The sequence below is a fragment of the Paenibacillus sp. EB106-06-01-XG199 genome (genome assembly GCF_058791575.1).
This window is the reverse complement of record NZ_JBYTDQ010000014.1, coordinates 60,051-78,081: the sequence shown is the minus strand read 5'-3', so window position 1 is coordinate 78,081 and position 18,031 is coordinate 60,051. Positions and strand designations below refer to the sequence as shown.

Annotated in this window: 18 protein-coding genes and 2 pseudogenes; 6 read left to right on the top strand and 14 right to left on the bottom strand. The window is 44.6% G+C overall.

All coding sequences use genetic code 11. The features are described from left to right. Position 1 precedes the first annotated feature (1 nt). The 4 genes from AC3WT9_RS31420 to AC3WT9_RS31405 are packed head-to-tail and all read right to left on the bottom strand — an operon-like array spanning position 2 to position 2,766. Complete coding sequence (locus tag AC3WT9_RS31420; protein WP_341089173.1) at positions 2-451, bottom strand: DUF5085 family protein; 450 nt, start codon at positions 449-451, stop codon at positions 2-4. After that, entirely contained in the window at positions 448-1,221 is a 774-nt protein-coding gene (locus AC3WT9_RS31415) for a hypothetical protein (RefSeq protein ID WP_341377020.1), read from the bottom strand. The genes AC3WT9_RS31420 and AC3WT9_RS31415 overlap by 4 nt, the downstream gene beginning before the upstream one ends. 9 nt (positions 1,222-1,230) lie before the next feature. After that, positions 1,231-2,412, bottom strand: a complete 1,182-nt coding sequence (locus AC3WT9_RS31410; protein WP_341377019.1) for a hypothetical protein — start codon at positions 2,410-2,412, stop codon at positions 1,231-1,233. A 24-nt stretch (positions 2,413-2,436) separates the two neighbouring features. Continuing rightward, positions 2,437-2,766 carry a hypothetical protein gene (locus AC3WT9_RS31405; protein ID WP_341089170.1) on the bottom strand — a complete coding sequence of 110 codons (330 nt, stop codon included), beginning with the start codon at positions 2,764-2,766 and terminating at the stop codon, positions 2,437-2,439. A 369-nt stretch (positions 2,767-3,135) separates the two neighbouring features. Here AC3WT9_RS31405 and AC3WT9_RS31400 point away from each other — a divergent pair, with 369 nt between their 5' ends. Next, on the top strand, positions 3,136-5,517 hold the full coding sequence (locus AC3WT9_RS31400) for a glycoside hydrolase family 94 protein (protein ID WP_341377018.1): 2,382 nt from the start codon (positions 3,136-3,138) through the stop codon (positions 5,515-5,517). Positions 5,518-5,632: 115 nt separating this feature from the next. Here the strand turns inward: AC3WT9_RS31400 and AC3WT9_RS31395 are convergent, their stop codons facing one another. Beyond that, entirely contained in the window at positions 5,633-6,604 is a 972-nt protein-coding gene (locus AC3WT9_RS31395; RefSeq protein WP_341089168.1) for an aldo/keto reductase, read from the bottom strand. A gap of 28 nt (positions 6,605-6,632) precedes the next feature. Continuing rightward, the gene (locus tag AC3WT9_RS31390; RefSeq protein ID WP_341377017.1) at positions 6,633-7,127 is read right to left on the bottom strand and encodes a MerR family transcriptional regulator; all 495 of its coding nucleotides are present in this window, start codon (positions 7,125-7,127) and stop codon (positions 6,633-6,635) included. A gap of 206 nt (positions 7,128-7,333) precedes the next feature. Between AC3WT9_RS31390 and AC3WT9_RS31385 the strand changes: the two genes are divergently transcribed. Together AC3WT9_RS31385 and AC3WT9_RS31380 are read left to right on the top strand one after the other, a co-directional pair. Beyond that, positions 7,334-8,350 (top strand): helix-turn-helix domain-containing protein, encoded by a 1,017-nt coding sequence (locus tag AC3WT9_RS31385; protein ID WP_341089165.1) that lies wholly within the window; start codon positions 7,334-7,336, stop codon positions 8,348-8,350. 143 nt (positions 8,351-8,493) lie between these two features. Then, complete coding sequence (locus tag AC3WT9_RS31380) at positions 8,494-9,288, top strand: SDR family NAD(P)-dependent oxidoreductase (protein ID WP_341089164.1); 795 nt, start codon at positions 8,494-8,496, stop codon at positions 9,286-9,288. 78 nt (positions 9,289-9,366) lie between these two features. Here the strand turns inward: AC3WT9_RS31380 and AC3WT9_RS31375 are convergent, their stop codons facing one another. The 3 genes and pseudogenes from AC3WT9_RS31375 to AC3WT9_RS31365 all read right to left on the bottom strand — a co-directional run bounded on the left by AC3WT9_RS31375 (position 9,367) and on the right by AC3WT9_RS31365 (position 10,663). Further along, positions 9,367-9,636, bottom strand: a complete 270-nt coding sequence (locus tag AC3WT9_RS31375; RefSeq protein ID WP_038584714.1) for a DUF6809 family protein — start codon at positions 9,634-9,636, stop codon at positions 9,367-9,369. A gap of 445 nt (positions 9,637-10,081) precedes the next feature. Next, positions 10,082-10,338 (bottom strand): annotated as a pseudogene (locus tag AC3WT9_RS31370) (Rpn/YhgA-type helix-turn-helix domain-containing protein); the annotation flags it as partial. 88 nt (positions 10,339-10,426) lie between these two features. Then, positions 10,427-10,663, bottom strand: a complete 237-nt coding sequence (locus tag AC3WT9_RS31365) for a hypothetical protein (protein ID WP_341089162.1) — start codon at positions 10,661-10,663, stop codon at positions 10,427-10,429. A gap of 71 nt (positions 10,664-10,734) precedes the next feature. Between AC3WT9_RS31365 and AC3WT9_RS31360 the strand changes: the two are divergent. Continuing rightward, positions 10,735-10,995 (top strand): annotated as a pseudogene (locus AC3WT9_RS31360) (erythromycin esterase family protein); the annotation flags it as partial. Here AC3WT9_RS31360 and AC3WT9_RS31355 read toward each other — a convergent pair. From AC3WT9_RS31355 to AC3WT9_RS31345, 3 genes are read right to left on the bottom strand one after another with little or no spacing between them, the layout of a single operon-like run. Further along, positions 10,969-11,712: a MerR family transcriptional regulator gene (locus AC3WT9_RS31355; RefSeq protein WP_341089161.1), complete on the bottom strand. Its 744-nt coding sequence runs from the start codon at positions 11,710-11,712 to the stop codon at positions 10,969-10,971. The pseudogene AC3WT9_RS31360 and the gene AC3WT9_RS31355 overlap by 27 nt on opposite strands. 9 nt (positions 11,713-11,721) lie before the next feature. Further along, positions 11,722-12,456: an ABC transporter permease gene (locus tag AC3WT9_RS31350; protein WP_341089160.1), complete on the bottom strand. Its 735-nt coding sequence runs from the start codon at positions 12,454-12,456 to the stop codon at positions 11,722-11,724. Then, positions 12,453-13,172, bottom strand: coding sequence for an ABC transporter ATP-binding protein (locus AC3WT9_RS31345; protein ID WP_341089159.1), 720 nt, complete (start codon positions 13,170-13,172; stop codon positions 12,453-12,455). The genes AC3WT9_RS31350 and AC3WT9_RS31345 overlap by 4 nt, the downstream gene beginning before the upstream one ends. A gap of 107 nt (positions 13,173-13,279) precedes the next feature. Here AC3WT9_RS31345 and AC3WT9_RS31340 point away from each other — a divergent pair, with 107 nt between their 5' ends. Then, the gene (locus tag AC3WT9_RS31340) at positions 13,280-13,450 is read left to right on the top strand and encodes a hypothetical protein (protein ID WP_341089158.1); all 171 of its coding nucleotides are present in this window, start codon (positions 13,280-13,282) and stop codon (positions 13,448-13,450) included. A 229-nt stretch (positions 13,451-13,679) separates the two neighbouring features. Here the strand turns inward: AC3WT9_RS31340 and AC3WT9_RS31335 are convergent, their stop codons facing one another. Both AC3WT9_RS31335 and AC3WT9_RS31330 read right to left on the bottom strand, forming a co-directional pair. After that, positions 13,680-14,627: an amidohydrolase family protein gene (locus AC3WT9_RS31335; protein WP_341377015.1), complete on the bottom strand. Its 948-nt coding sequence runs from the start codon at positions 14,625-14,627 to the stop codon at positions 13,680-13,682. Positions 14,628-14,900: 273 nt separating this feature from the next. Continuing rightward, positions 14,901-15,287: a DUF6155 family protein gene (locus tag AC3WT9_RS31330; RefSeq protein WP_341380309.1), complete on the bottom strand. Its 387-nt coding sequence runs from the start codon at positions 15,285-15,287 to the stop codon at positions 14,901-14,903. A 212-nt stretch (positions 15,288-15,499) separates the two neighbouring features. Here AC3WT9_RS31330 and AC3WT9_RS31325 point away from each other — a divergent pair, with 212 nt between their 5' ends. Continuing rightward, positions 15,500-17,944, top strand: a complete 2,445-nt coding sequence (locus AC3WT9_RS31325) for a TOTE conflict system archaeo-eukaryotic primase domain-containing protein (RefSeq protein WP_341377014.1) — start codon at positions 15,500-15,502, stop codon at positions 17,942-17,944. Positions 17,945-18,031 lie beyond the last annotated feature (87 nt).

Genomic DNA, 18,031 nt, shown 5'->3' with positions numbered 1-18,031 from the left:
ACTATCCCTCCTTAATGACCGGAGCAAAGATATCAATAATTCCATCTCCGTAGACGTCCAGATAGATATTGTAAAAGGGTTCCTCAAGCGTTAGCTGATAGGATTCGGCGCATGACCGCAGAACAGCGTAGGACTCTTCGATATCCTCGTCGAGATCAGCGTGTCTGAGGAGCAGCCCGTCTGTAAATTTCAAAGTTTCCGTAAAGTGATAATCCTCATTTTTCTCCATCTCTACAGGTGCATTAACAGGAATGTAGAAGGAATAGTCAGCCTCCCCTACGTCCAAATTCAGACCAGAAACTTGATAAATGATCGGACCTGTACCATATAAGCCGCTGCTTACAATGGAATTACGAAGCTCTTTGGCGAGCTGATGCCATTCCTCTATTTTGCAGGTTTTGGTACAACTGATGACGTTATGGAATATAATCGGAGTCCGCTTTATTTTCATGCCTTGTGTCCCCCCCGTGGCTTCTGCTGCTTCGATTTACGCTGGTTGGGTGGTTGGATATGAAAAGATTGGAACCGCCCTTTGCAGTATGCCAGCAGGATGAATTCAGGCAAGAACATTGCGGTGAGATACTGAATAAGTACACTAAGCACCAAGGCAATTACAGGCTCAAAGGATGTATAACTGCTGCTATCCGCGAACATCCTAGGCACAAATCCGGCAATAACGGCTCCGAGATAAATAACAGGGAAACTTATGTACGACTTGGACCCTCCAAAATTATATAATCCTTTTTCGCCTCTTCGTAAATGACCCTTTTTTACCCGATGTACTGCCCGCCAGGTCGAGAGGAACAGAAAAAGAATTCCGCCTAACAACATCAGCAGACCGAGTGATGTCATGAACGGCTCCGCTCCCCTGTCTTCACACATAAGAAAATAAACCAAATAGATCTCAAGCGAAAATTTCAGGGTAATCAAACATAGTATGTAGGACTGGATTTTTTGATATTTGTAGGCCCATTTCACATTATAAAATAAAAGTGCAGCCAGCAAATGGAATGCCCAGAGGACTATGTCTACAATTAAATAAATCATCCATGTAGAATCGGTGTTGTCACCATAGAGAACCGCATTAAGCGAAACCGCGATCATTACAGCACTGAACACTAAGGTAGCTATAATAAATACAGATACGCTATCAGGACGCAAGCGTTCACGGGCGGCTTCCTTTATTTTAGCGAAGTACTCCTCGTTATATTGCTTTAACATGTGAGCCTCCTACCAGATCAATTTGTTCAAGCCCTTTCCGATGTTTGATACAGCACCACTGATAGCGTCGCAAGTAGCATCAACGGCATCGTTAACCACATCTTTCGTATGATCGACTACACTTTTCGGCGGCGGACCTCCGAACTTGGCATTGAGGGCAAAGTTTATAGCTACACCTGTGGCGAGCCCCACTACAGTTCCCAAGGGTGGTACCACAAACGAGCCGATAACGGCACCAGTTGCTGCTGCACCCGCACCGGCGGCAACATCCACCGTGGTGTTCACAGCAAAGGTACCCGTGTTCTTCAAGTTAAAATCCCACTTCCCGCCGTCTCTGAAGGTCTCCACAAAGTTATCTCCTACCGCCAGAACCGTCCCGGCCGCACCTAGAAACTTCCCGCCCTTAGACAAGACCGTCGTGTTTTTCCAGTTAAAATCATCCCAGAGCGTCATCCCGTCTTTATAAGAAGATTTGAATACATCCTTCATGTTTTGTAATCTGTTGCTTCTTCCATTGATGAATTGTTCCACAGGAGCCAGTCTATTAAAACGGTCCATATTGTCTTGGATAACTCCATGGCCATCAACATACAGAGGTATTCCATCCCCGTTAATTAACCGGTTCACGTATCGCTTCTTGAAGGTTCCACTTTCTCCGCCCAAGAGCCGGACCAACCCGTCTCTATACTCCATATAGTGTCTGCCCGTAACCATTTCCGCATTGACGAGCTGAATGAGAATCTTCCCGTCTTTTTTAACGGTTTTAAACTGCAAATCTTTATACCGGAGTAATGTATCTGAGTTCGTAATGCCAGAGAATACATCATTCACAGCATTGCGGAAGGCCAGCAGAAAGAAAGGATCGCCAGCCAATTGAGATTCATACTGGTCTATGGGATTTGAGCTGAATGACAATCCGACTTTAACCAAATAATCTTCAATATCAAAATATTTTCCACTTTCATTCTCCACAAACTTCTTGAAATTCCCCAGCTTTTCCTGTAAATCCCCCAGCTCTTTACACAGGTTCCCTAACCGGCTGCCTACATCACTTCGCGACAGAACTCTATTGTCAATTTGACCAAGCAACCGGGAAAGTCTGCTCACTGCGTCAGATAAATCGGAGGTGTACTTAGAAAGATGGGTTGATGCAATTTGAATAAGATTCTCATCTAGGAAAATGGTATTCAATACAGTGTCCCCCCGGCACAGACTTTATTTAGTATGCGAACTATTCTTGAGCTGCTTCAATGCTGCCTCTCTAGCTGCGATTTCTGCTGCCTCCTTCGCATCTTCTTCTTGTCTTATCGTATTTGCCGTAGATATAATATCCGACTCAATCGCTCTAAGACTTGATGCGACCCTTCCAATACTCGTTTGAATCAGTTCCATGGCATGTGTCATATGTATAGTTTCATCTGCATCCCAGCTTTTTCTCAAACTTTCCTTGTACAACTCGAGATTTTCTTTGATTGCGCCCAGAGAAACTTCATGCTGACCGATCTCCCGGGCAATTCCACTCTCCCTTTGGACATCAATTTTCATAAAATCATCCTTTCGCAGGTTAGATTAACTCCCAACCCAAATAAACACTAAATGTGACCTATGTACAAGCTTCCGTGGACCTAATGCATATACAGAATACATAAAAACTTGGTTGATTCATTATATAACCACACAATAAACATACATTACCATCAAAAACGACATGTTAAACTAAATTTTGCGTATTACGAAAAAAAAGTCCTTCGGCACATCAATAACTAGTTTGATATTCTTTGTTGATTTTTCACAAATATGGGGTTATAGGTTGAATAAAACTATCTTATAATGAAATGGGGCCGGGAAACTTCACCCGTTTGTGAACGCGCGTTTATTGCCCTGCCCATCATCCACTTTATAGGAGGAATGGTTATGCAATACGGTCACTTTGACGAAAAAAACAAAGAGTATCTGATTACGAAACCGAATACGCCTGCCCCTTGGGCGAACTACCTGGGCTCGCCGGAATATGGCGCCATTATCTCAGGAAACGCAGGGGGCTACAGTTTTGTAAAATCTGGAGCCAACGGGCGGCATGTCCGCTACCATTTTAATTCAAAGGACGAGCCTGGACGCTACATTTACGTGAGGGATTTGGAAAACGGGGATTATTGGTCCGGTTCTTGGCAGCCCGTGGGTAAAGATCTGGATCAGTACAAGTCGGTATGCCATCATGGAACCGGATACACGAACATCGTCTCGGATTACGACAATATCCATACAGAATCATTGTATTATGTACCGCTGAACAAAACCTACGAGGTATGGCGCATGAAGGTCCGCAATGATGACTCCAAAGCGCGGAGGCTGGCTCTCTTCGGATTTGTTGAATTAACCAACAATAACAATTACGAGCAGGATACTGTCAACCTTCAGTACACGCTGTTTATCTCACGAACCTACTACAAAAACAATATGATCCTTCAATCCATCAATGAAAACGTTCCCGAGGATCAGAGCTGGAGATTCTTCGGTGCTGCAGGCGCAGAGGTAACCGCTTACGATGGCGACCGGGATACGTTCCTCGGCGATTACCGCAGCTACGGCAATCCGGCCTCCGTTGCAAACGGCCAATGTAGCAATTCATTAAACTACAACACCAACTCCTGCGGTGCTCTGCAGATCAACGTGGAGCTGCAGCCGGGAGAAGAGAAAGAAATTGCATTCCTTCTGGGACAATATGACGAGAAAGGCGCGTCCGAAATTCTTAGCCACTATAAAGATTTGTCTGTCGTGGACAAGGAACTCGAAGAACTGAAGGCATTCTGGCACAGCAAGCTTAACCGCTTCCAAGTCCAGACACCAAGCGATAATCTGAACAACATGATCAATACCTGGAACGCATATCAATGCTTCATCACTTTCATCTGGTCTCGTGCAGCCTCCTTCCAATACTCCGGTCTCCGTAACGGACTCGGCTATCGGGATACCGTACAGGATATTCAAGGTATCATTCATCTGGATCATGAGATGGCCCTAGAGCGTCTGAGACTGATGATTTCAGCCCAGGTATCCAACGGTGGTGGACTTCCACTGGTGAAGTTTGATCATAACCCTGGTCATGAAGGCACACCAGACGACCCGGAATACGTACGGGAAACCGGTCATCCCCACTATCGCGCCGATGACGCCTTGTGGATGTTCCCAACCGTCATTAAATACTTGAATGAAAGTGGCAACTGGGACTTTACAGATGAATTGATACCTTATTCGGATAAAGGCGAAGGCACGGTGTACGAGCATCTGCGCCAGGCCCTCCAATTTAGCCTGGATCGTATGGGTGCACATGGCATGCCGGTCGGGCTTCATGCGGACTGGAACGATTGTCTGCGTCTCGGAGCCAAAGGTGAGTCGCTATTCGTCGCCTTCCAGCTGTACATGGCCTTCAAAGTGTTCATGGAAATCGCGCACAACAAGAACAAACCGGACGACATAAAGTGGGCACAGGGCCTGCTTGATGAGCTCGACGGGAACATTCAGAAGCATGCTTGGGAGAACGATCAGTTCGTCCGCGGGTTCACCGAAGACAACTATACAATCGGCTCCTGGGAGAATGATGAAGCAAAAATCTGGCTGAATCCGCAAAGCTGGGCTGTATTAAGCGGCGCCGCCCGCCCGGATCAGGCAAAACTCGCGATGGACAAAGTGTACGACAATCTGCGGACCGATTACGGCACCATGTTATTCTACCCGCCGTTCCGGGAGTACGGTTTGCCAGTGGCTCTGATGGCGCTTTTCAACGCCTCCACCAAGGAAAACGCCGGTATCTTCAGCCAGCCGCAGGGATGGCTCATCTTAGCAGAGACCATGATCGGCAACGGTGAACGCGCGTTCGAATATTTCCTGAATTGCAGTCCGGCCAGCATGAACGACAAAGCTGAAATCCGCAAACTGGAGCCTTACGTGCATGGTCAATTCGTCGAGTCCAAAGACAGCCCGTATCAAGGCCGGGCCCATGTCCACTGGCTCACCGGCACAGCCTCGACTGTGATGGTCTCTCTGGTGGAGGGCATCATGGGGGTTCAGCCGCAGATGGATGGCCTTCGCATCAATCCGTGTGTTCCTTCCAGCTGGAATGACTTCTCCATGGTGCGGGAATTCCGCGGTAAGAAGCTGAACATTCAGGTAGAAAACAAGAACGGCGTCCAAAAAGGGGTTACCCATATCGTCATTAACGGCGAAGAAATTCAAGGCGACCTGATCCCAATCGCCAAAATGAAAGCCGAAAACAACGTGCGGGTCATTATAGGGTAAAGCCCTCCTTCCATTTGATCAGCCAGCTTAGCTCATCATATATACCAGCAGCAACCTCTATCCGCTTCGGACAGAGGTTGCTTTCTTTGGTCCCTAGTGAAATATGAGATGATTGTTAGCCATTCAGTTGCGACATCAGTTCTTTCATATAGCGGGTTCCATGGACTTCGTTTTTTGGGCTTACATTTTCAATCCGCGCTAAATCCTTAGGAGTCAGCTCAATAGTTGCGGAGTTTGCATTCTCCTCCAAATATTTGATTCGTTTCGTTCCCGGGATTGGCAGTGCGTGATTAGCGATCGTCCATGCGATAGCCAGTTGTGAAGGCGTGCAATTTTTCTCGATGGCGATTTCCTTGATTTTATCTACAATTTCTATATTCCTCTGGAAATTATCGCCTTGGAACCGGGGCATATATCTGCGCAGATCATTTGCATCCAAATCCTCGAATTTCCGAATTTCACCGGATATAAAACCTCTGCTTAACGGACTGTAAGCGATATGCGTAATGCCGAGTTCTCTGGCAGTGGGGAGAACGTCATCTTCAATGTCCCGGCTCCATAGAGAATATTCACTTTGCAATGCAGAAATGGGATGCACTGCATGCGCACGGCGAAGCGTAGAAGCAGATGCTTCAGACAGGCCGAGACTGCGTACCTTGCCTTCTTTAACCAAGTCAGCCATAGCGCCAACGGTTTCCTCGATGGGAATATTGGGGTCTACCCTGTGCTGGTAGTAGAGATCAATATAGTCTGTGCCTAACCGGCTGAGACTTTCTTCTACGGCCTTTTTTACGTAAGCGGGATGACCGTTCAGACTTTCATAGTTAGGGGTATATGCGAATTTGGTTGCAATAATTGCCTGATCCCGGCGGCCTTTGATAGCTTTCCCAAGAAGCTCCTCGTTGTGCCCATTTCCGTACACATCGGCGGTATCAAGCAGACTAACTCCGATTTCTAGCGAGCGGTGAATCGTCTTGGTGGACTCCTCATCATTGGTTTCTCCATACATGCCAGGAGACATGCCCATAATTCCCAGTCCAATCATAGAAACGACTATATCGCTGTTTCCTAGTATTCTTTGCTTCATAACTTGATACCTCTCCATCTATTCAATATTATTGTTTGCTGGCACTATCCATTTGGCTCAGCAGTTTACTTTCAGAAGGAAGTCTTCCTTTTTCTATCTCCTCGTAGATGACAAGCTTGTTGTCCACTGCCTCAAGTGCTTCAGCAAGCTCGTACTGACGCCGCTGCAAATCCTCTTTATATTCGCTCAGAATCGCTTTTCTCTGCGGAATGGTTGAATCGCCGTCTAAAGCAAGGCGGACCATATGCTTCAATGTAGATATCTTCATTCCTGTTGCCCGGAAGCAGGACATCAGTCTCATCCAATCCAGGTGTTCTTGCTCAAACTGACGGTTTCCATGCTCATCTCTTTGAATATAAGGGAGCAGCCCCTCCTTCTCGTAATAACGAATTTTATGTGCAGGGCAACCTAGCCGCTCCGAAGCCTCTTTTATAGAAAAAGACATGATGGTGACACTCCTTTCATGCTCGTATTTGGATGTAACAGACCGGGTCTTTTTCAGCTTAAGGGTTAATGTGTACATTAAGGCAACCCCCCAATTTATAGAGAACCGATAAAATTTTAATCCCATGAACCGGACATAATGACAGCAATACACAAGGAATCGGCAGAGTAGACTTTTGAACAGACTAGAGAGTATGCTTGGTGTTCATATGTTAGCATAAGGCTATTGCGTTTTTATTTTTTATTCAGCGGCACATCCGTGTAATCAGCAAAGGAGACCTGTATATGAAGTTACATACCACGAAATATATTAAATTTCCTTCTGGCTTTTGGTCCGGATTACAGCAGCTAGGGGTTGCTCCAAGGGATGTAGCTCGGCGAGCCGGGCTGCCGCTTACCGTAATTACTGAACCTAAAGTCACTGCCGCAGAGTATTTTGCGATCTGGCAGGCTTTTTCGGATCTCATAGGGGATATTGCCAAAGCGATCATTGGACTTGTATCTGTCTTTGAAACGGCACAATTCCCGCCTGACGTCTTGGCCACTTACCACGCCCGTGATTATCGGGATGCTCTTTGCCGCATGGCCAGGTATAAACAAATGTGTCCCCCTGAAAAGCTGCTTATCATGGAGGAGGGTGAGGAATGCACCATCGAGCTGGAGTGGCAGCATACGGAAGAGTCCGGTCCGGAGGTATTGGTCGGGATCACACTGGCGTATCTTCTGGAACTTGGGCGCCGGGGAACAGGCAAAGCGTTGAATGCACGAAGGGTAGAATTTTCACGTCCCATGGGCGATGTGCACACGCTGGAGGCTTATTTCGGCTGTCCAATCCAAATCGGTACCAGCCGGAACCGGCTCACACTGCGGCGCCAAGACTTGGACATTCCTTTTGCAACGTATAACGAAGAACTGCTAGAAATTTTGACACCTGTCTTAGACCGGACGCTGAATGAAAAGCAAAACACTACTTCTATTACTGAGACAGTAAAATGGATCATCAAGCGGAGCCTTATGGGAGGGCTTCTTGACATACAGTCTGTCGCAAAGGAGCTTAATATGAGCGATCGGACGCTGCAGCGCCGGCTAACTGAAGAAGCCACGAGCTTCAAGCATCTGTTAACGCAGGCCAGGCATGAGCAGGCAAGGACATATTTGGCTGACCCGTCACTGGATATTAAAGAAGTAGCTTGCCTAGTGGGATACGAGAACCAGAATTCGTTTTACCGCGCATTCCGTATATGGGAAGGCGAAACGCCCTCTCATTGGCGTTCGGAGAATGCAGGCTCTCACAATAAGTAAAATTTAAATAAATTGGCGCGTGATGCAAGAAGATTGGCGCTGTGAGCTAGTTACTGAGCCGCCCAAACAAGGTATTATAATCCCTATCGGAACGCAAGATTATTCTTGAGGTTCTATATAACTTCATTTAGGGGAAATGTATCATGGATATGGGATTACACAATAAAACAGCTTTAGTTACAGGTTCAACGAAGGGTATCGGTAAAGCCATTGCTATTGAACTGGCCAAAGAAGGCGTGAATGTACTGATTAATGGAAGAAACTACGAAGAGGTAGAACAAACGGTAAACCAAATTCGTTCGAAATTTCCGGCTACTTCTCCTCAAAATGCCACTGCAGATATTGTGGATGTTACGCAGAGAGAAGCCTTGTTTGAAAAATATCCTCATGTCGACATTTTGGTTAACAATATGGGCATATATGAAATCATGAGTTACGATGACGTAACCGATGAAATATGGGATAAATACTTCCGTACGAATGTGCTTGCTGCAAACGGATTATGTAAATTTTATCTGCCTAAAATGCTGGAAAACAATTATGGACGCATGATTTTTATCGCGAGCGAAGAAGCCGTAATGCCTTCAGGTCAAATGCCGCAATACTGCATGACCAAATCAATGCTGCTCTCACTTTCAAAAAGCTTATCAAAATTAACCATAGGAACGGAAGTGACCGTCAATACGATAATGCCTGGACCAACACTTTCTGAAAATGTGCATCAGATCATTGAGGGAGTCTACGCCGAGGACAATATAACGTTTCCCGAAAAAGAGAAAAAATTTATGGCCGCAAACCTGCCTCAGTCTGAGATTCAACGATTTATCAGACCGGCCGAAATCGGAAGACTAGCAGCCTTTATATGCAGCCCTTATGCTTCAGCATTTAAAGGTTCTCCAATCCGTATGGACGGAGGAATGGTGCCAACGATTTATTAAAGGATCACTGTGTTACAACGGGCAGCTGATCGATCTGATTGGTGCGGAAATCCCTAAAGAACAGGGCTTTCGCCATTCTTAATCATCGACTAGAATTTCAATCATCATCGCCGCTCCGGTCTTGAGTCCGCACACAAACGCAGCCGTCATATCCATCCCCTGCACTTGCGAATACAACTCCAATAAAGACTCCAGCTCCTCAAAATCTCCTTCGGACAGCTTGCTTTTCCAAGTTTCTATAGACTCGATGATTTGTTTGTTTAACGGGCGATAATTAGAATCTTTGGGAATAACGTGCTCGTTAGGGAACAAACTACCGTGGTATAGGGATTCGAGAATGCTTGGCATGGGGGCCTCCTCTATAAGATTCAGGATTTAAAAATGATATAAACCAGCGTAGCATATTTGCAGAATATATGTGGTACGCCTAGGCGTAAGGTTGAATTGAAAAAAAACATTTAAGGTGTCTTCACTGTATACGGAAAGGGGAATCGAATCCCTGTTCCAGGAGAACGGTAGATAGATTTTTACGAGTGTAGTCACAGTTTTGATATCATCCGATTATCACCCCGAAACCGGCTATACGTTAAGTCAGCCTGATTATCAGCTTCTGCTGACCCCAGGGGTCGAGAACTGACAGCCTGTCTCGCTACTTGTTAGTTCCTATCCCTGTCACATGGACGATGCAGGATAGAATCACGCACCTAGATAGGTTATTAAGCAACGAAAGTTACACCACAGAATTTCTTCAATAAGAAAGGAGCATCCGCTCAATTGGATGCTCCCTAATTATTTACTTCCCCAAGCTATTAATTTCCTGTTCCGTTAATCCAGTGGCTTTTATAATGGTCGCTATGTCCAGATTCAAGTTCAGCATATTCTTTGCTACCTTCTTTATACCTGCCATTTGTGCACTTTCGAGCATAGATGCCTCATCATGCAAATACTTCTGTCTGGCCTCATACAATCGTCTGGCGTCTGAATCCTGACTCAAATATTGAAGGGTATCCATGCCTTCTCCAAACCCGGATCATTCATCTTCAGTACCTCTCTCCCAGGTGAAAAGGCTTGTTATATTGTATTTTCCAAGTGAAAAAGTAGCTGCACTTAATTTATAGCTAATCTGACTTCATGCTATTTAGTTATCCTTAAAATCCATGTTTTTTATTATTAATATAGCAGAAAATAAAATCAATAAAAAAAATCCAACTAATGACAATAGGTCAGTAATTGAAACTAACAACACACCAAATATATTTTCACCATAACCACTTTTAAACATACCAAGTTTTGCGTAACTAAGTAGTGGATGATTTAATAAAGTAAGTACAAGACCACCCAAAATGCAATAAACTAATTTCACATTTTTCTCCATTAAAATTATCCCCCTTCAACTCATTACTACAGTAATTACACGAAGAACATACCATAATTTACCTTTAACTGTCGATGGTGATTCCGGCTGACTATCCAAGCATGGTGAAGCCGCATGATCAGTATCTAGCCGAGCACGCTGTGTGGGCTCAAGAAAAATTGGGCGGAAAAACGATGGTTTGGGGGCACAATATTCACATAGCTAAAGGTGTTATCACTGAGAAGATGTATCCTAAAGTCGCCGGGGAGTTTCTGAAAGAACGTGTAGGTAATCAATATGTAGCAATTGGCTCCACCACTACAATGTCATATCTCTACGTTCAGTTTTGCCCTTAGTATCCATATAAGCTCCTTTGCAGACTCAATGGCTTGTTCCAATGAATAGACTAAGCGATCTGTCACTGAAATAATGTCTTCATGATCTTCTGGTGTGTCGAGCACTTTCTTAATATTAAGATTAGTCCACCTCATGTTCTCTGCTTGATTCATCAACCGAAGGATTGCACTTATTGAATAATGTGCCGTCCTTAAGGTCCGAATAATTTTCAATCGTTTTATTTCATTTTCTGTATATGCCCGGGAGCCATTGGAAAGTCTATGGACTGTTATTAATCCATTGCGTTCCCAATTTCGAATCACTTCAGTTGAGAGATCCAGAACCCGGGCAGTCTCTTTGCGTGTATACGTTTGAGTAGATGTAGATTTGATTCCACATATCCACTGCTCCGAAAGTTCAATAGCTTCTAGCGCCCGGTTATATTCTTTTTCTAGATGGGACAAATAGTCTTGTGCATATTCTAGTGCTTGAGTAAAATCTGCTTTACCGCTAGCTTCAACTATGGCTCTAGCCTTTGCCCGAATGCGCCCTTGAACAATTTCACAACGAAAAGCGATTCTAGCTATTTTTAGTTGAAATAAATGCAAGTCGGAATAAATGCGGTAGCCATTCACACCTCTCGGAACAGCAGAGATATATCCCCATTCTTCATAAATCCGTACAGTGTTGGGATGTACCCCGACAATTGCTGCAATTTCTTTGGTTTGGTACATCCCTCAACCCTACTTCCACTTAAAAAATTTGAATGACCCAACCAAGCTGATCACAGTAACAATGCCTAAAATCAAAAACGGCACTGTCATCCCCTCGGTTTCTCTACCTGTACTTACCAGCTTTAATAAATGAATCCCATGTGACAAGGGTAATATATCCATTATCCATTGAACGAAGCGTGGCATCACTTCATATGGAATGGTCGCACCTGAGAACAATAACATCGTAAAGTACGCAATAGAACTCCACATATTAGCTGCTTTTTGATCAGGTACGACACTGCCAATTAAAGTGCCAATACTGTACATGGCTAAAATAACAAAGGCATATACGCTCAAAAATATAAACCAGGAACCTACTATTTGATAATCAAAAAATAAATAATATACGAGAGTAACACCCATAAATGAAACAAGGGCAGAGGAAAGCTGAATGATACCTTGGGCGAATAAAATCTGTAAAGGTGATACCGGTGTCACTTGGAACCGCTTCAGAATACCCCGATGCCGATAATCAGCAATGGTTAATGGTAGCCCCATTACGCCCGTTGCAAGCACACCAATAGTGGTAACGGCTGCGTAAGATAATTCAAAATTAGATGAACCTGCCGATGCATCTTTACTAAGCACGTAACCAAACAAAGCCGCTAAAATGACCGGAAAGCATATACCGAAAATTAAAATATCAATGCCTTTCCATACCAGCTTACCTTCTATTTTTAAGAGCGTAAACATTGTACTCATCCCCAGTATTCCTCCTCACCGGCCAAAAATAAATATGCGTCTTCGAGCGTTGTTTTCCCGCTAACGACTAACGCTTCCTGAATGGTCCCATGAAAAACGGTTTGACTCTCCCGCAGAATTAATATCTCATCACATAACGCTTCAACCTCATCCATGTAATGTGATGTTAATACAATCGCCAGACCATTTTCCTTCATTGTTGCGAGCTGCTTCCACAGCATACGACGTGCCTTTGTATCAAGCCCTGTTGTCAGTTCATCCAAAAACACAAGTTTCGGTTCTGGAATTAGGGCAAGGAGTACGGCCAGTCGCTGTCGCTCCCCACCAGAAAGTAATTTAACTAGTTGCTGTTCCTTATCTGCCAACCCAAAGGTTTGTAGTAAAGCAGGTAAGTCAGCTGTTGTTTTATAGAGTGATCGCCATTGTTCACATGCGTCGGAAACGGTTAGTTTATCTTGGAAATTGGTTTCTTGAAACTGCACACCAACTTGTTCAAATATCTCCTTTCGATCGCGTATTGGTGACTTACCAATGATAACAAGCTCATCATAAGTGCTCTTTTCAATACCAAGCACTGCAGCAATGGTTGAAGATTTCCCCGCCCCGTTCGCACCTAGTAATCCAAATGCTTGCCCCGACTTTACTTCAAAGCTAATGTGATCGACAGCCTTTTTCTGACCGTATGTAACGGTTAAATTCCCAACCTTTAATACCATGTTCTAACCTCCCTAAATAAATCTTAGGACGTCAGTATAACAAATGATCTATAGGGTGGTGTCTTACTGGAGGGTTTGAAACCAAGCAACTTGCTAAGATAGCTATCGTGAAATTGATTTTCTTAACTTATCTGGTAGCTCCGTACCACATCCTAGAAGCATCCAACAAAGTCGTTGGCATCATTGATTTTGGTGTTTCCGGCACCGGCGATCCAGCTCATGATGTTGGCGATGGGCACTCATCGGTTATGAAAGCAAAGATGTTTCTTGGCATTTAAAGGTCAGAACCATCCCTTTCGCGGTTAACCATAAATATGAACTCCAGGTATTAGCTAAGTTTATTCAAACACATTGTTGTCCCTGACGAAATTATAAGAAAAAACACAAAAAAGCGACCATTATAGGTCGCTTTGCTTTTCTGATACTCCATATGGAGCCGACGGGATTCCGAGCCCCTGTCCGAAGATAACGCTTCTACGAGTGTAGTTAAAATCTCTTAACTAGTTGTTATTCTTTAAGACCTGTCAGACGGATTTCATTTAGCTCCTCCGCGGTTAATAATCCGGATTTATACAAATTCATATACTCTTGAGAAACGCTTTGATTAAAAATTAACAAATCATCAGTATTAATCGTCACCGGGATTCCAAAATTATAAAGCTTGCGAATTGGATGGCTGCCGTAATTCTCCACCACACTAAGCATAATATTGCTTGTTGGACAGACATTCAATTGAATATTGTGATCGGACAACCACCTCATAATCTGAGGTGAGCGGGCTGCCGCGATCCCATGATGAACCTCTTGGAGCCCCAACTCTTCAACGGCCTCCCTTACATCATCAGCAGTTCCGAATTCCCCCACATGAGCTTTTAAAACTAGACCCCCAGATTTTGCGGCTCTGTAGATGGACTTAAAGTATGCAATAGGCTGAGCAAATTCATCACCGCAGATATCTATAGACCGGAACCACCGGAAAGCCAATATTTCATCGATCCGTCCGTAAATTTCATCGATATTGCAGGCCCGATCTAAGGCTAGTTCCGGTAGAAACCGTGTTTTGGGAGCAAAAACGCGATGAAGATCGTCAATTATTTGCGAAAATAGTTCCATTCCTCCCAAAGTATCAATCTCGTCTATTCCGAAGCTTAATATCAATCTCTCTATGTGATCTTCAGCCGCCTGAACAAAGGAAGCTTCGATACGTTTCAAATAGCCTTGTATACCGGGACAATGGCATTTTACATGTTCAACAAACCAGCTTTGCATTCCAAGCAATGATTGAAAGGGTTCTGAAGGCGGTTGAATTCTAACGTTAGCCCATACGCCAATATATTGAATCGTCCCTCCACGTCCGGCGTGGTTATGCAAATCACTTTTCGGAATGGCTTGTAAATTCGTTAGTGATTCATTCATCAAGCTATCCATAAAAGGTTGTTTTAGATCAGCTGACAACCTTAACAACTCCTTCAATATATTGGAATGATATATAGTCAATATTCCCACACCATAAAATCACTGTCAATGCATTTTGCCGGTCGAGCGATATTAATCGGGGTATACTCATGATGAGTCCGCACCCCGCGTTGCCAAGGCTCTGCAACCACCACATACCCTTGAATAACTCCCGAAAACATGAAAAAAGACACCCATTAAGGTGTCTTCTACTTTACTCCATATGGAGCCGAGGCGTGGACTTGCAGAGCCACAATTCGACGGAAACCGCTGTTAGAACTGTACACAGTTGCCGGTTAGCAAAGACGTATAAATCCCTTGCTCTCGCTTAATTGGCCCTAACTTGGACCAACGACCTACAAACTTGTCTTCTAATTGATTGTCTACAATATGCTTTAAGGCTTGTTCATATATACTTGCTATAGTATGGTAAAATTTTTGATCAATGTCTCCAAATGAAAGTGTGAAGTCCACTCCACATTCAACTGTAAAAACCATGATTTCTGCAATTTGCTCCTTGTTGTTTGAAACGTTACTAAAGTCCTTTATTGCTTGCTTCACAATCCGGTATCGCAGAATCTCTCCCTTGTGGTGGCCGAATTCCTTCTCAATAATTTTCTTGTACTTGTCTAAGACTTCCTCACTATCAGGAAATAGTATGTGAAAAATAGTGCTCCTGAATGATCGGATATATCCTGGTTATATTTAAGATTTCAGCCTCAAGCTCTTCCCTCGTTAGATTCTTTAAATGCTTCTTAATGGTTGATTTACCCAACTTTAGCATTATAATCTCCTTAATCCGGTTATACTTCCCAGCATTATTATTCTACAGCTTACAAGGTATAATATAATTAAAACACGAGGGCTTATAAATGGACAATATCGAGAACAAATATAACGCTGCTCTGGCTCATATTGAGGAACTTAAGCTGGAAGTCACCCGGTTAAGAAGGCTGCTGGGGCTTTTGAATGATGACAATACAACAAGTACTAATGAACAAATGACGCCTTATTCCACCTCACCGGCTAAAGAAAGCAAAGAGACCACTGTTGGAGAAAGTAATGTTCACCAGTACTCTACCGTAGAGGAGAAGCTCGCCCTATATAAAAATTATTTTCGCGGCAGAGAAGATGTATACCCGATTCGCTGGAGCAACAAGCAAGGAAAGTCCGGATATTCGCCCGCCTGCGCCAATGAGTGGACTTCTGTCTGCGAGAAACCCCGGGTAAAGTGTTCGGTTTGCAAATACCAGAGCTTCATGCCTCTTACAAGTGAAGTGCTGTCAGCCCATTTAGATGCACGGCAAGACCGGACGGTTGGTATCTATCCAATGCTGCCGGATGAAACCTGCTGGTTTTTGGCCATGGATTTTGACAAACATGATTGGAAGCAGGATGTTACTGCCGTGATAGAGCTATGCAAAAGCCATGAAATCCCTGCCCTCTTAGAGCGCTCGCGTTCCGGCAATGGGGGGCATATCTGGATTTTCTTCAGTCAAAATATTGAGGCAGCTACAGCCAGAAAATTTGGAATGACCCTGCTGAGTCTAACCATGAACAACAGATATCAGATCGGCATGGAGTCCTATGACCGCCTGTTTCCCAATCAGGATACACTGCCCAAAGGCGGATTCGGCAACCTCATTGCCCTTCCCCTTCAGGGGGGGCCGCGTAAACAGGGAAACAGTGTCTTTGTTAACGAGCGCTTTGAGCCCTATACTGACCAATGGGGTACATTATCCGAACTTGGTAAGATGGGCGAAGACCAGGTGAAGCAATTTATATACAAGCACGCGGAGCGTGGGCTTTTTACCAATGACAGCATTACAGCGGGATCAGACCACGAAGCAGATGGATTGACCTTGTTACAAGAGAACCAGACTCAGGCAGCAGAGGTTCTAATGGAATCTTTACCTGCTGAAATACAGGTCCTGTATTTGGATCGCCTTTATATTCTCAAGTCTGGACTTCCCTCAAGTGTAATTCATGCTCTGATCAAATTAGCTTCCTTCTCCAACCCTGATTTTTATAAAGCACAAGCGATGCGGCTCTCCACCTACGGTAAACCCCGGGTGATCTCATGCGCAGAGGATCTGGAGAATTATGTAGTTCTGCCAAGGGGATGCCTGCCGGATTTGTTATCTTTTTTCGAGCATAATCAGGTCAAGGTATCGCTTAAGGATCAACGTTCGTCTGGAACCTCAATAGAGGCAGAGTTCACCGGTACGCTGACCACTCTCCAGGATACAGCAGCCAGAGCGATTCTAAACCAGGACATAGGGGTTCTCTCGGCGGCAACCGCATTTGGTAAAACTGTCGTAGCAGCCAGCATTATCGCTTCAAGAAAGACAAACACCCTTATCTTGGTGCACCGCCGGGAGCTTATGGAACAATGGCAGGAACGTTTGCAAACCTTTCTCGAAGTCCCAAAACACGCAATCGGGTTGATCGGCGGCGGCAAAAATAAACGAACCGGCATCATCGACATTGCTGTCATTCAGAGCCTGAACTATAAAGGGAATGTTAAGCCCTTCGTAAGTGAATACGGCCAGGTCATTGTGGATGAGTGCCACCACGTATCAGCCTACAGCTTTGAACAAGTTCTGCGGGAAGTCAAAGCAAAGTATGTTTTTGGCTTAACTGCCACCCCCAAACGTCAGGATGGACAAGAAGCAATCGTACGGTTCCAGCTTGGACCTGTGCTATTGAAGGTGGACGCCAAAACCCTAAGCAGTTCCAGAGGATTTTCATTAAGGGTAGTCCCCCGGTATACTCATTTTCAGATCAAGCCAGGTGAGCAGGTTTCCGGAATTCAGGACATCTATCAGCAGCTTGTAGACAACGAGGAACGTAACACGCTTATTTTTGATGATTTACTTACCTGTCTGGATGAAGGCCGCTCTCCGCTGCTGCTGGTTGAACGGACCGCTCATGCTGATTATTTCGCAGAGAGATTGCAGTCTTTTGCCAAAAACGTAATTGTGCTTAGAGGTGGAATGGGAAAAAAGCAGAGAGAAGCTCTACGTGCCCAAATCACCTCTATTCCAGACGATCAGGAGCGTGTAGTTATTGCTACCGGCAAGCTGATCGGCGAAGGCTTCGATGACGCCAGACTGGACACCTTGTTTCTTGTCCATCCGATTTCTTGGACAGGTACTTTGCAGCAATATGCAGGCCGCCTGCACCGAAGTCATGTGAATAAAGAAGAAGTGAAAATATATGATTACATCGATCTTCAGGTTCCAATGTTAATGGCGATGTTCAAGAAAAGAGTGAAAGGTTATCGGAAGATGGGATATAAGGGGGCGGAGCTGTAACGTTTTATTACAATGGAAAAGACGTGTAGAACCCCTTTCCCCAAAAAGGCGAAAAGCCTTACTGGGAAAGGGGTTCTATAAACTGAG

Bases quoted from the DNA above. Each gene is read 5' to 3' on its own strand.
- AC3WT9_RS31420 (WP_341089173.1), bottom strand. From the start codon at position 451: ATGAAAATAAAGCGGACTCCGATTATATTCCATAACGTCATCAGTTGT.
- AC3WT9_RS31415 (WP_341377020.1), bottom strand. From the start codon at position 1,221: ATGTTAAAGCAATATAACGAGGAGTACTTCGCTAAAATAAAGGAAGCC.
- AC3WT9_RS31405 (WP_341089170.1), bottom strand. From the start codon at position 2,766: ATGAAAATTGATGTCCAAAGGGAGAGTGGAATTGCCCGGGAGATCGGT.
- AC3WT9_RS31400 (WP_341377018.1), top strand. From the start codon at position 3,136: ATGCAATACGGTCACTTTGACGAAAAAAACAAAGAGTATCTGATTACG.
- AC3WT9_RS31395 (WP_341089168.1), bottom strand. From the start codon at position 6,604: ATGAAGCAAAGAATACTAGGAAACAGCGATATAGTCGTTTCTATGATT.
- AC3WT9_RS31390 (WP_341377017.1), bottom strand. From the start codon at position 7,127: ATGTACACATTAACCCTTAAGCTGAAAAAGACCCGGTCTGTTACATCC.
- AC3WT9_RS31385 (WP_341089165.1), top strand. From the start codon at position 7,334: ATGAAGTTACATACCACGAAATATATTAAATTTCCTTCTGGCTTTTGG.
- AC3WT9_RS31380 (WP_341089164.1), top strand. From the start codon at position 8,494: ATGGATATGGGATTACACAATAAAACAGCTTTAGTTACAGGTTCAACG.
- AC3WT9_RS31375 (WP_038584714.1), bottom strand. From the start codon at position 9,636: ATGCCAAGCATTCTCGAATCCCTATACCACGGTAGTTTGTTCCCTAAC.
- AC3WT9_RS31365 (WP_341089162.1), bottom strand. From the start codon at position 10,663: ATGGAGAAAAATGTGAAATTAGTTTATTGCATTTTGGGTGGTCTTGTA.
- AC3WT9_RS31355 (WP_341089161.1), bottom strand. From the start codon at position 11,712: ATGTACCAAACCAAAGAAATTGCAGCAATTGTCGGGGTACATCCCAAC.
- AC3WT9_RS31350 (WP_341089160.1), bottom strand. From the start codon at position 12,456: ATGAGTACAATGTTTACGCTCTTAAAAATAGAAGGTAAGCTGGTATGG.
- AC3WT9_RS31345 (WP_341089159.1), bottom strand. From the start codon at position 13,172: ATGGTATTAAAGGTTGGGAATTTAACCGTTACATACGGTCAGAAAAAG.
- AC3WT9_RS31325 (WP_341377014.1), top strand. From the start codon at position 15,500: ATGGACAATATCGAGAACAAATATAACGCTGCTCTGGCTCATATTGAG.